At 39.7% G+C, this 12,352-nt stretch carries 14 protein-coding genes; all 14 read right to left on the bottom strand.

Features of this window, described 5'->3' with window-relative positions; translation table 11 throughout:
• Nucleotides 1–105: 105 nt before the first annotated feature.
• The 14 genes from BN1938_RS19980 to BN1938_RS19915 all read right to left on the bottom strand — a co-directional run bounded on the left by BN1938_RS19980 (nt 106) and on the right by BN1938_RS19915 (nt 12,348).
• Complete coding sequence (locus BN1938_RS19980; protein WP_187376329.1) at nt 106–753, bottom strand: response regulator transcription factor; 648 nt, start codon at nt 751–753, stop codon at nt 106–108.
• Between the two features lie 228 nt (nt 754–981).
• On the bottom strand, nt 982–2,298 hold the full coding sequence (locus BN1938_RS19975; RefSeq protein WP_050642199.1) for a sensor histidine kinase: 1,317 nt from the start codon (nt 2,296–2,298) through the stop codon (nt 982–984).
• A complete protein-coding gene (locus tag BN1938_RS19970; RefSeq protein WP_050642198.1) occupies nt 2,279–2,995 on the bottom strand; it encodes a response regulator transcription factor in 717 nt (238 codons plus the stop codon). Before BN1938_RS19970 ends, BN1938_RS19975 begins: the two co-directional genes overlap by 20 nt.
• The gene (locus tag BN1938_RS19965; protein WP_050642197.1) at nt 2,988–3,833 is read right to left on the bottom strand and encodes a phosphatidylserine decarboxylase; all 846 of its coding nucleotides are present in this window, start codon (nt 3,831–3,833) and stop codon (nt 2,988–2,990) included. The genes BN1938_RS19970 and BN1938_RS19965 overlap by 8 nt, the downstream gene beginning before the upstream one ends.
• Nucleotides 3,830–4,468, bottom strand: a complete 639-nt coding sequence (locus tag BN1938_RS19960; protein ID WP_050642196.1) for a CDP-alcohol phosphatidyltransferase family protein — start codon at nt 4,466–4,468, stop codon at nt 3,830–3,832. The genes BN1938_RS19965 and BN1938_RS19960 overlap by 4 nt, the downstream gene beginning before the upstream one ends.
• A 107-nt stretch (nt 4,469–4,575) precedes the next feature.
• Entirely contained in the window at nt 4,576–5,004 is a 429-nt protein-coding gene (locus tag BN1938_RS19955) for a TVP38/TMEM64 family protein (RefSeq protein WP_242843894.1), read from the bottom strand.
• 67 nt (nt 5,005–5,071) lie between these two features.
• Nucleotides 5,072–6,148, bottom strand: a complete 1,077-nt coding sequence (locus BN1938_RS19950; protein WP_050642194.1) for an SGNH/GDSL hydrolase family protein — start codon at nt 6,146–6,148, stop codon at nt 5,072–5,074.
• Nucleotides 6,135–7,724, bottom strand: a complete 1,590-nt coding sequence (locus BN1938_RS19945; RefSeq protein ID WP_050642193.1) for an MBOAT family O-acyltransferase — start codon at nt 7,722–7,724, stop codon at nt 6,135–6,137. Before BN1938_RS19945 ends, BN1938_RS19950 begins: the two co-directional genes overlap by 14 nt.
• A 1-nt stretch (nt 7,725) precedes the next feature.
• Nucleotides 7,726–7,953 carry a phosphopantetheine-binding protein gene (locus tag BN1938_RS19940; protein WP_050642192.1) on the bottom strand — a complete coding sequence of 76 codons (228 nt, stop codon included), beginning with the start codon at nt 7,951–7,953 and terminating at the stop codon, nt 7,726–7,728.
• Nucleotides 7,916–9,136: a diaminopimelate decarboxylase family protein gene (locus tag BN1938_RS19935; RefSeq protein WP_050642191.1), complete on the bottom strand. Its 1,221-nt coding sequence runs from the start codon at nt 9,134–9,136 to the stop codon at nt 7,916–7,918. Before BN1938_RS19935 ends, BN1938_RS19940 begins: the two co-directional genes overlap by 38 nt.
• A 4-nt stretch (nt 9,137–9,140) precedes the next feature.
• Nucleotides 9,141–10,646: an amino acid adenylation domain-containing protein gene (locus BN1938_RS19930; protein WP_050642190.1), complete on the bottom strand. Its 1,506-nt coding sequence runs from the start codon at nt 10,644–10,646 to the stop codon at nt 9,141–9,143.
• 54 nt (nt 10,647–10,700) lie between these two features.
• Nucleotides 10,701–11,129 carry a hypothetical protein gene (locus BN1938_RS19925; protein WP_050642189.1) on the bottom strand — a complete coding sequence of 143 codons (429 nt, stop codon included), beginning with the start codon at nt 11,127–11,129 and terminating at the stop codon, nt 10,701–10,703.
• Nucleotides 11,130–11,360: 231 nt separating this feature from the next.
• The gene (locus tag BN1938_RS19920) at nt 11,361–11,600 is read right to left on the bottom strand and encodes a hypothetical protein (RefSeq protein WP_148487258.1); all 240 of its coding nucleotides are present in this window, start codon (nt 11,598–11,600) and stop codon (nt 11,361–11,363) included.
• A gap of 229 nt (nt 11,601–11,829) precedes the next feature.
• Nucleotides 11,830–12,348: a GNAT family N-acetyltransferase gene (locus BN1938_RS19915; RefSeq protein ID WP_050642187.1), complete on the bottom strand. Its 519-nt coding sequence runs from the start codon at nt 12,346–12,348 to the stop codon at nt 11,830–11,832.
• Nucleotides 12,349–12,352: the final 4 nt, after the last annotated feature.

Below are 12,352 nucleotides of genomic sequence, written 5' to 3'. Positions count from 1 at the left end.
TACTAAATGCAACAGTCAGATCACTGTCAACTGCCAGTCAAATAACTGTCACTTTCATAAAATATGCAAAAAAACAGACCTAACTGTCAAAATAGTTAAGTCTGTCTATGTATTCTCATCTTTAATTGGTTCAAAATAGTATCCCACGTTACAGACGCTCCTGATTATATCACCTGCCCTCGAATCCTTTTTTCTTAGTTTTTTACGCAAACGGCGTACCATACACCAGACAATATTATTGATATTACCATGAGGATGTTCGTGCCATACTGTTTCATAAATCTGCTCAAAAGTATATACCCGGCCGGGAGCTGTAACAAGCAGATATAGAAAGTCAAATTCATGCTTACTTAGCGAAACCTCATAATTATCCCAAAGCATCTTTCTGGAGATTTGATTAATCAGAAGCGGTTCTATTTGTATTATGTCCTGTGTATTATTATTGTTTTCAACCCATGATAAGTATCTTCGGATCAAGGCATATATATTTGCCAAAATATCTTCCCGACAGCTGGAGACTTTTACAGCTATATCAGCTCCAGACTCTACATAAAATATACTTTTGTCTTCATCTTCAAGCATAATCACTAAAATAGGAATTTGGCTTATCTTTCTCATTGTCTGTATCAATTGATGTGTTTTTTCCTTATATATTCCTGCTTGAACTACTATCAACTGATACGGAAACCTTGTCAAATGAGATAGTGCATCCTGTATACTTGAAGCATAGTATAGTTTTACTGATTCTCCCAACCAGTCTCTGAGTGTATGTTGGCTTTCATTACTTAACGTTACCATTAGTATTTTACAGTCTATAAATAATTCTTTCGTTTTAACTTATCACCACCTCTTGTTTGACTAAAAAATCATATATCCTTTTATAAACCCACAAAATTTGTTATTCTTCCAAATGAGACTACCCGAATAGCACGGTACAAGTATTCTTAATTTTCTAAAATAATTATATATTTTTGCAGACACCTACTTTTCCAAACATGGGAACAACACCACTAGCCTGAACCTCTCCCCTTCTTCTTCCACAACAAATCTTCCGCCCATTTTCTGCATCATATTCTTCATATTTTGTATTCCAATCCCAGTGCTTTCCGGTTTTTCTTCCGACCTCCGAACTTTATTTTCAAACGAAAAACCGACCATATTCCCTTCCTCTACTGAAGAAATCTTCACAGGTGCTGACGGATCGGCATACTTCACAATATTGGAAGTCACATTGTCTAAAATCCGCATCACATAATCTGTTGAAATCTGCACTACACAATCCACCCACTCCACATGAAATACAATGCGGAAACCTTTCTGCTCAAGAAAACTGCATGTTTCTGAAAACAAATCGTAAAACAAAACCTCATACTGCTCAGGTTCTTCCAGCTCAATCTCTCCCTCCCCTGCAATCAGAGAATATTCAAAAAGATGGTCTGTCAACTGCTTCATGCGATGAGCTTTCAGATCAATCTTATCCAGATATTCTTTAAACTGTATGTCATTCTTATACTTCTCCTTCTTCAGGATTTCAGTATACAGCATAATAGCGGTTACCGGAGTACGCAAGTCATGAGACATCTCTGTAACAATCCGCTGATTTTCCCGAACCATCTCGGCTTCCTGCCGTATCAGATTTCCAAAAGACAGCCGCATACTGTCCAAACCCTCCGCCAGTTCAGATAATTCATCCTTACCCTTTATTGTAATCTTATGGTCCAGACTACCGCCCTCCAGAATTTGAATCTCGTCACTTAGTGTTCGGATATAATCCATTTTCCGGCGAATGCCCAAAAGAACAAGTAAAAGAAACAGGATAAAAGAAAGTATCATCTCTCCTATCATGACATAATTATAAAATTGATAAGTATATGCACCTGTTATGATGACTTCTGCCATACCGTCCGAAAATTCTACCTTATAATAACTTTCCCATGCATAGTTATCCGCCGCAATCTCTTCCTCCCAGATTTCCTGCCCCGAATATTCTGAATTGAATACCAATATTTCATCTTTATACACTCGGAGGAACAATAGCTGTTGCTTTTTTACCCACGTATTTAATTTACCGGTATCTCTGGTTGAAAGTTCTTTTTCCTCAACATAATTCTGAAGTTTTTCCACATATCCCTGATTCTTCTTTTTAATATAGTCCGTCTCTTCCAGATAATAATCAGTCAAACTTTGTCCCACAAAATCCAAAATACAAAACATAATTAGTGCTGTAAATGCTGATACAAGCAAAAGACGCAGCAGCTGTGTGTAAATGGAATTTCTTCTATTCGTTTCCCGCGTCAAATTTATACCCCTTTCCCCATACAGTTTTGATGTACTTCGGGTATTTCGGATCTTTCTCTATTTTTACCCGTAGTTTCCGGATGTGTACCATGACCGTGCTGTTGCAGGAATAAAAATACGGTTCTTCCCACACGCTTTCATAGAGGTTCTGTGCAGAAAATATTTTTCTCGGATGCTGCATCATTAGCAGAAGCATATGGTATTCAATATCCGACATTTCTTTTTCCTCACCATCAACGTACACCTCATTAAATATTTCATGTATCTTAATACTGCCATTTTCCAAGTATGGCTCTTCTTTTCCCGCTTCTGGCACATTTCTGCCCATATAGACGTTGTACCGGCGCAGCAATGCTTTGACCCTTCCCAGAAGCTCCGCATAGGAAAAAGGTTTTGGAAGATAGTCATCGCCTCCCGCCATCAATCCTATTAATTTATCTGACTCCTGTGCTTTTGCAGTAAGAAAGAGTACCGGAACATTAGAAATCTTCCTGATTTCTTCACAGGTGCGCAGTCCTGACAAGCCAGGCATCATCACATCCAGAATAACCAAATCCGTATTTTCATCTAAAAGTTCCAGCCCCTGTCTGCCATTCTCCGCCTCTGTAACGCTGTAATTTTCGCTTTCTAATAAAATGCGGACACCTTCCCGGATATCCGCATCATCTTCCACGAGCAATACACGTTCTTTACTCATATACTGTACCTCCCATTGCTTTTTGAATACTGCCTATCTGTTCTCCCAAACATACTTCTGTTTCCTCATCCCTATGGGAACGTTCCTGCATTTCATTCTTTATTTTAACACGGTTTTTTTCCAAAAGTATAATAATGGTGGAACCGCCAAACTCAAAATATCCTTTCTCCTGTCCCTGAAGCACTTTAGGACTGCAGGGATGATTCTGAATCCTCCCTACTAAAAGCGCTCCGATTTCCATCTGTATTATATGTCCTAAAAAGTCAGATTCTATTTTCACATATTCTCGGCAATTTTCTATAAAAACCGGTATCGAAGTGTATGCCGCCGGACGTACACAATGTAGCTTCCCTTCTACTTTCCGGCATTCCCGCCGAATTCCTTCACAGACATAACAATACCTATGGTAGTTCTTCGGCGTTAACCGAAAAATCAAACACCATCCTCCGGAAAAATGTTTCGCCAGCTCCCTGTTCTCTAGCAGTTGTTCCAACTGATACTCTATGTGCTTAACTCGATAAGTGCTGCTTTTGTCAATTGGATATACGGTCAGATACCCGTCACATGGACTGATTAGATGTTCCGGTGTGATGTCAATACGTGCTGCACGCCGTTTTCGTGTAAAAAAATCGTTAAATGATGTATACTTGTCCTCTTCATACTCTTTGAGATTAATTCGGTTCTTCCTTACAAACAGCGGCACAAGTCCTTTGGAAAATCTGGAATTAAGTATAATCCCTATTTTTCTCGATATCTGCGGTTTTATAAGTATTTTCAAGATACACCGTCCGGGAACAGTATGATATAAAAATCGGATAAACAGCGTGTCTTTCTTCATACTTCTAATCCCAGCCCCAATACTAGGATAACAAATTCTATTACTCCCGTAAATATAATACCTATTTTTCCAGCCAGATACGGTTTCTTTATTTTAAAAGGCAATACAAATGCAGCTGCCATCATGACAAGCGCAGCCTGGAATGTTCCTCCATAAGCCAATTTATTTTCCATCATATAGCAGACGGGCATAAATAGTGCCGCTGCAGTAACCGGAAGCCCCAGATACCATGTCCGCCTACCTCCCTCTTTCTCCTGCCTTTCCTCTTCCATAACATTAAAATATGCCAAACGGATCAGCGCACATAACACATACAAAGCCGCTGCCAAAAAAGAAAAATATGTCTTGCCGCTGATACTGTATGTAAACAGAGCCGGAAGGATGCCAAAACAGATCAGGTCACTTAAAGAATCAATCTGTATCCCGAACTGTTTTTCCCTTAAATCCCTTTTTTTTGTTGCCGCAACCGTACCGTCAAACATATCACAGATTCCTGAAACCATCAGGCAGATAACCGCTTCGCGGTATTTCCCTTCTGTCACAAGCACAATTCCGGTAAAACCCATAAGCATTCCCAGATAAGTCAAAATCACCGTATAATTATAATACCCACATAATTTTTTTCTTTCTTCCATCTCTCCTCCTAAACCTTTCCCTGCGGTTTACAACAACAGCTCTCTTAAACATTTATGGAGTGCCTTTACTTAACCGCAGAATTAACACCATTTGTATATCAATTTTATCAACCAATCGAACCGGAAAATAGCAAGCTGTATGCCAGAATACACCAAGGTTTCCCTAAAATAATAATTGTCACAAATTTGCGCGCGTTCATATTCGTAACTCCAGTAAAATAGCAAAAATAATCGTCCGGAAACAGAGGCAGTACCATACCAAGAAACAAAACTGCAGTATAGGACTTGCTTTTAGCTGCCCAGTCTGCCCACCTTTCATACCGCTCTCCCGGAAACATTCTGCTGACCATCCCGTGTCCATATTTTCTTGCAAGTAAAAAGGCAATGATGGAACCAACCGAAATTCCAATATAATTGCACCAAAAACCGCCCATCCAGCCAAACATAACCGCTCCGACTACACATCCTAAAAATCCCGGCAGTATCGGTAAAACTACTTGTGCAGCCTGTATCGCTGTCAGAATGACCGGAGCCATCAAACCAAATCCTGCGATATATTTTTGCAGAGTGTCAACGGAATCAAATTTTCCATCCAAATATGCTTTAAATAGTAATGCGCAAAAGACCAGACATACAAGCAGAAATATCGCTGTTGTCCACTTTTTCCAGTTTTCCGTTTGTTTTATCCTCATTAATTCTCATCACCTTCAAAGATTTCTTCATTTTTTCTGTATAGTCTTCTGCTTCTTTCTGCCATGCAATATAGTTTCTCTCTCCCCTGTGGTCAGGAAGTCTATACTGTTTGTCCAGAAATTCTCCCAGATATTGTGTAACCTTCCTGGCACCAGACAGGTTCAGATGGTCTCCTTTATCCAGCGTGTCTGTATTCCAGTCAATCCCAACTTCTCTTAGTTTCATATTCATATCCAGATATTCCAGATTATGTTCCTTCGCATATGCATCAATGCTGTTGTGCCTGCGATAGTTATAATTTGCTGGGGACGGCGTTCCCAAAAGAAGGAGTTTTGCTCCATTTTCCTCGCAAAGTTTTATAATATTCTCCATATAATTTACTACTGTGGGCGGCATTTCTTCTTTCTGCTCTGTCTCCAGCATATAGTCCCCTTTTTCATACGCCTGTATGCCGCACCGCAGAGCAAAGCCTTTAAAATTTTCTTCCGGATACTCCTTATCCATCACAAAAGATTTCCAAATATCATGCCCTCGGAAAATCGGGATATAGTTGTTCGCCCATTCCTCCAGTGTTTCTTTTAGATTTGTCAATTCCTGTTCCATCCTTCCCCTGAACATAGTATTTGTTTCCAATATAACCAGCTTTGGTGACTGGGTGGCAAAAGCATTTTCCAGCATATGGTATGTTTCCTGTATCTTTTGTCCTGATTGCCCACATACATAAGCAGTAATCCCATAGTCTTTCCATAATTCCATTGGCGACACTGATGAATAGCTCAGACTATCGCCCACAACGATTACATCTATGCTGTTATCCGGCTCCCTTAAAATCCGAAAGGTACTTTTATTCCTGCTCTGAACCAGATTATCATTTTCTATGCAGGCCAATTCTATTCTTTCTGATACTCCAGTTAAAATTACAATCAGAATGGCCATAAATAAAATCGTCTGACCTGCTCTTTTTTGAATACTCTTAAAATCCCGCATAAATCATATCCACCTGCTGATAACCACTTCCGTAAGCGCCAAAAATTACCACCGCCAGAATGAGTCCATAATAGACTGCCCATCTGAACGGACAATATAGTTTCCCCATCCCCTCTTCACCCAGCAGATTCCTTTCTTTTATCATTCCAACTACAGCCACAACCAAACATCCGGCTATGATGGCATAATAGTCCGCCTGATCCAGTCCAAAGGTTAGCAGCGTCCCATCCCATAACTTCTGTATCTCAAAATCCCGGAACATACTGCCAAACATCCGAAACCCGGCGAGCAGGCCATTTGCCCGGAAAAACAATTCTCCAATAAATATAATAAGCCATGTCTTTAAAATTTGTATAATTCGATAGCCAAACGCCTGTTCATTTAAATGAATGTATTGTATTATTTTGTTCCGTATTGGCTCCAGCGCAATTCCTGCAAGAAGAATCACGAAATAATACATCCCATAGAAAATGTAACTCCACCTTGCACCATGCCACAGACCGTTACACAACCATACCGGAAATAGACAAAGTGCGGAAACACCAAGCTTTGTGAGGTACTTTCCCAGATGGTTTTTTCCAAATTTATTCCATTTTTTTACTGTTACTGACACCGATACCGGATAGAAAATATAAGTTTTAAACCATACGCCCAGCGTAATATGCCATCGTCTCCAAAATTCTGCCGCATTTTTTGAGGCAAAGGGCTGACAGAAATTTTCAGGAAGGGTCACACCGAACATTCTGCCGCTTCCTATTATAATATCCATACACCCTGAAAATTCCATATAAAGCTGTATGGTATAGGCCACAGCTGCAACCGCTATAATTACACCATGATAATTCTCATAATGCTCAAATACCGCCTGAACCAACACATAGAGACGGTCTGCAATTACCATTTTCTTGAATAATCCCCATAAGATCCTGACACTCCCTCTGGACAGATTTTCGCCCTTTAAGGAATTTCCTGCCCAAAGCGTATCTGCAGTCTGGGAATACATGCTGATCGGCCCTTCCATAATCTGCGGAAAAAAGCCAAGGAATAACGCCACCTTACCCGGATGCTGCTGTCCATCGATTTTTCCCCAATAGACATCTGCCATATAACCAATGGCCTGCAAGGTATAAAAGGAGATTCCAATGGGAAGTAACAATGTTTTTGCTTCTAATGCAAATTGACTCCCTGCACCCTGCAGCAGAATATTTGCATTAGAAGCGAAAAAATTATAGTATTTCAAATATGCAAGTGCAGACACCAGCATAAAAATGCCGCCTGCCAGTATTCTTTTTTCCCTTTTTTTATACTGTTTTTTGATGTCACTGCTTTCTTCTCTGGACAATCCTGATATCTTCATACCACACTGAAGTTTGTTGTAAGATATCCATATGCCTATGTAATGAGTCACTAACGTCACACCCATCAGGTAAAGAACCAGCCTTCCACTGATAGTCCAGAAAAACACATATCCGCATAGCACTAATGTCACCCAACGTACCTTTTTAGGGGTTAACTGGTAGGCGAGAAGCGCCGCCGGAAGAAACAGGAATAAATATACTGACGTATGATATGCCATTTTATTTCTCCTTTAACCGCTGCACCATTTTCCACATAGCCTCCACAGAGTTCAGGTTCTCAGGAATCATTTCAGCCGCCTCTATTTCAATATCAAACGCTTCTTCAAGTTCCGAGATAAGGGAAATGACTCCAAAGGAATCCAGAATTCTGTCGTCAATTAATGCTTTTTCCTTTTCCCATTGGATGCTCTCATCTATTTCCATTAAAATATTCATCAATGTTTCCATCGTCTATCTCATCCTCCATATTGTATTTGTATAATCCCTGTTTTTTTCTTGCCAGCTTCCATCCCATTTCTTTACTGTAAAACGCAGCCTGCGGTAAATCATGACTTAAAAACAATGCCATTCCTTCAGTCATTGCATAAGCGCCTGCGCATTCAAAAATCAGCACGTTTCCAATTTTTAAATTTTTAATTTCCACATTCTGCATTAATATATCGTTAACTGTACAGAGGGATCCGCAGACAGTATATGCCCGTTTTGCTCCACAATGATGCTCTGGGCTTACCTGAAACTTCGGAAGGTACATACCCCTGATCTGCCCGTCATAATTAATCTGATGAATCCCGCCATCAACAATACAGTAATTTTTTCCATCACTCTGCTTCATGTCCTTTACGCTGGTCAGATAGTAGCCACACCTTGCTGCGAGGGCACGCCCCATCTCCAATATAATGCCTCCTTTCCATTGCATAGACAGGATTGCATCAGTAATTATTTGGATATTTTCCTCTATCGTATCCTTCTGCCCTTCAAAGTATGGAACAGGGATTCCGGGACCATACTCCAATTCTTCTATTTGGAATTCAGATGTTTCTTCCAATTTCTTTAAAAAATTATCCAGATATGCGAACTCCTTCTTTACCTTCTCCATTGATTTTTTCTGTGTGCCGGAAAAATAGTGAACTCCCTGAATTTTCAGGAACGGACACATCTTTCTTTTGGAAACCATATTCTGAATAGTTTCTGCATCCATGCCAAATTGATTTCCGCTGGTAAGCCTGAGATATACATGAATTACTTCATTATTCGCATCACACCACTCCGCCATAGCATGAAATTGATTCAGGGATTCAATGGTATAGGTACATGCACCACGATAATGGCTCAGTATGGAATAAATATCCTCTCTTTCTTTCAGCACCCCTGATATCAGTATTTTCTCAGGTTCGATTTTAAGTTTCCTGCAAATTTCAAACTCTCCCATAGAACAGACCTCAATCCGATCTGTTATCGCCGCCATCTGCCTTGTCAAAAAAGGATTGGCTTTCATAGCAAAGCAAAGCCCTGCCTTTCCTCCCAGTTTCTTCCGAAAGAGTGACACCGTCTCGCGCGTCTCATCTATATTAAACACATAGAGCGGCGTACCATATTTCACAATTCCATGTTCCAGACATTCCATATCCATCTCATCACCTCAGTTTCTGCCGGAAATACTCCCGGTCTGTCTTCCCATTTTTGTTCAAAGGCATCAAATTTGTTTTTACCAGCTTATGGGGTATCATATAAGCCGGAAGTTTTTCCTTTATCTTCTCCTGAATTTGTTCCTTACTTATATCCCCCAGATAAAAGGCCACCAATCTGTTTCTCTTTTCATCTAATATGCACAGCCCCCTTTCTAAACCTACAATCTGCTCCATCGCATGCTCGATTTCCTCCAATTCGATTCGATGGCCCATATGCTTGATCTGGAAATCTTTCCGTCCGGAGAAATAAAGTTCTCCACACTTCCCATAGAATCCCAAATCGCCGGTTTTATAATAACGCCCGCTCCTATCACTATTTTTACTGCAGGAAATAAATCTTTCTTTTGTTTCTTCGGGGTTGTGGTAGTACCCTTCTGACAATGATTCACCGGAAACACAAATTTCCCCAATCTTTCCCGGAGATGCAATTTCTTTTCCGCATTCATCCATCAAAAACACAATCCTTCCCGGAAATGCCTTCCCAATGGGGATTTTTTCTCCATCCGGCAGCATTTCCTTAACCCGATAATAAGTGCAGTTACAGGTAATCTCTGTAGGTCCGTATAAATTGATAAATTCCGCACACGGCAGTGCCGCTTGCCACATCCTAAGCTGTTTTACCGGCATAACTTCACCACTGAAAAGAATTTTTTTTACTGTCAGGGGAACTTTATAGTCAAGCCCTTTTAACGCCGCCACCAAACTTAGAGCTGAAACTGCCCATATAAGCGCAGTCACTTCTTTTTTGCAGAGATAATCGAGTAGTACCGGAGGCGTGGAAAACATTTCTTTTGGAATAATGACAAGTTCTGCTCCTGTAAACATACTGGTATATATGTCTTTTACCGATACATCGAAGTCGAAGGGTGCCTGATTTCCAATCCGGTCATGCACTGTGAATCTGAATGTCCGTACAAAATGTGTGATAAAATCTATCGCCGCCCGGTGGCTGACTATAATTCCCTTGGGTGTACCAGTTGAACCGGAAGTGAAGATTCCATATAATATATCTGTATCCTGGCTTTCCTTCCGGATTTTCTGAAGCATCTGTCTGTCCGCTGGTTCCTTCATGGCGTCATTTAACAGGCATGTGTTACCTTTATAATCCATCTGTACTAAAAGTTCCCCTGTTTTGTCATTTGCCACAATAAGTCCCGGCTCCAGTACATTCAGAATGCCCTGTATCCTCTGTATTGGCTGCGACGGATCAACCACGACATAAAAGCACCCGGCATACACTGCACCGAACATGGCTGCCAACGTGACTGAACTTTTTTCTAAAAATATAATAATTGGTTTCCCATGCTCCGTTTTTTGTGCAAATGCTGTCCCCATCTGTCTGGACAAATTCGCCAGTTCCCTCCATGTAAAAACAAGTTTTCCGTCATCCAGCGCTGTATGACTGGGGTATTGTTGTTCTGTTTTCTCTAAATATTCCAGTATATTCTTCATGCTTTAGTCCTTTCAGGAAAAATGGGCTGCATGTTCCCATACAGCCCATTCAGCTTAATTATTCTTTTTCTCCTTTGTTGTGGAACCGCTTTTATTAGGTTTCTGCGCTGTGCTGTTTTTCTTTGTGGAATTCTTTTTTGTAGAATTCCTTTTTGTAGAATTGTTTACCGCGGAATTCTTTTTATCAGACTTTTGTTCTGTTCCATCCTGCACCTCGGCACCATTTGTTTTGTTCTGTTCCTCACCGGTCTTGTTTTGTGTATCTGCAGTATCTGCATCATTTTTTTCCTGTATTTTAGAAGACGGCTTCTTTTTTGTCTTTTTATCTGTAGACTGCTCTGTCTGTGTTTTCGGTTCTTTGGAATCAGATTTTTTATCCTTTCCACCGCAGGCTACCATGCCCAGTGCCATCACGCCGATTATACAGAATATAAGTCCTTTTTTTGCAAATCCCTTCCATGACCTTTTCTGCGAATTATTCATGATTATCTCCCTTCTAAATTATGACATGTATCTCACTCATGCCATATCGTTTACCCTATGGGTATTTTACTATGTACTACTTTTTTTACTGTTGATAGCTTCTCCGTCAGACAAATATAGCATCTGACCTCCTGCTTTTACTCCTTTCCGTAAATTTCAAAAGCTGTTTCTTTTGATAGTTTCATTATGGCAGCAATATCTTATCCATTTCTAAATGAATTCTAAACAAATCTAAAGCTTCATTTTCAATTCAGAGATATAATCTCTTCTGCCAGATCTCTTGATATCTTTTAATATCTGGCCTATTCCGGGGCCTCCTTTTTTCTTTATTGGCGTGGCATTTTCTCTATCTTCCGTTACCGAATCATAGGGTACGCTATGTTGTACAATAGAAAAATTATAGTTTTCCAAATTGCTTTCCCCTGCATTTTGAGTGAATTTGTTTTGGATATTAACTGTAAAGTTCATCATGACCAGCATTGCTAATATCAGAAATTTCCTTTTTTTACTGATTCAATCACCTCCCTATTTCAAAGATAATTGACATTATCTCAGAAGGTGCTGAATAGATTCTGAAAGAAATCTAAATAAACCTAAAACCATCACCTAACTATAAGTGATGGTTTTAGATTTATTTATTATGGTCTAAATTTAGTTCTTCAATATACAAATTATTTATAATTATGATGTATCTCTTTTGCTATTTACTCATAACCTTTTCAAATCGGAACATACACTCATTTTCTTGTACATTCCCTCCACCTTCATTGGAATCTGCATGACGTGAATTGAAAAATTCAACAATTTTAAAACCGCACTTATTTACATAAAAATGGATATTTCTTTTTTCAAAATATGGTGTGACTGTTTCCCACACTTTTGTCTCCGGATACATTTGTTCTATTTTTCTCCATACAGCCAGACCAATTCCCTTGCTTTGATATGTCTGGTTAATAAAAAGTAATGCCAGAGAGTTTCGCTGTGTTTTTGCATTAATAAACACAACAACACCTCCCACAATCTTTCCGTTAGAAATAATGTGGTAAGTTTCTGCTCCTTTAGTATCCATCGCCTCCGTAATGTCTTCTCGTGGAATGATCTCATCCTCCTGATTTCCAAATTCTTCCACAACTGCAAATGCAAATGCTTTCTGCAAGTCTCTGATAAACCATTCCTTGTCATCTTCTTTAATCGGAACTAACTCTATATTACGCTCCATAATA

Origin of the sequence: Eubacterium sp. SB2 (genome assembly GCF_001244405.1) — a bacterium.
In the GTDB taxonomy this organism is placed as follows: Bacteria; Bacillota; Clostridia; order Lachnospirales; family Lachnospiraceae; genus Faecalicatena; species Faecalicatena contortus_B.
Note: the sequence above shows the minus strand (reverse complement) of the source record. Positions and strands in the feature narration are given on the sequence as shown.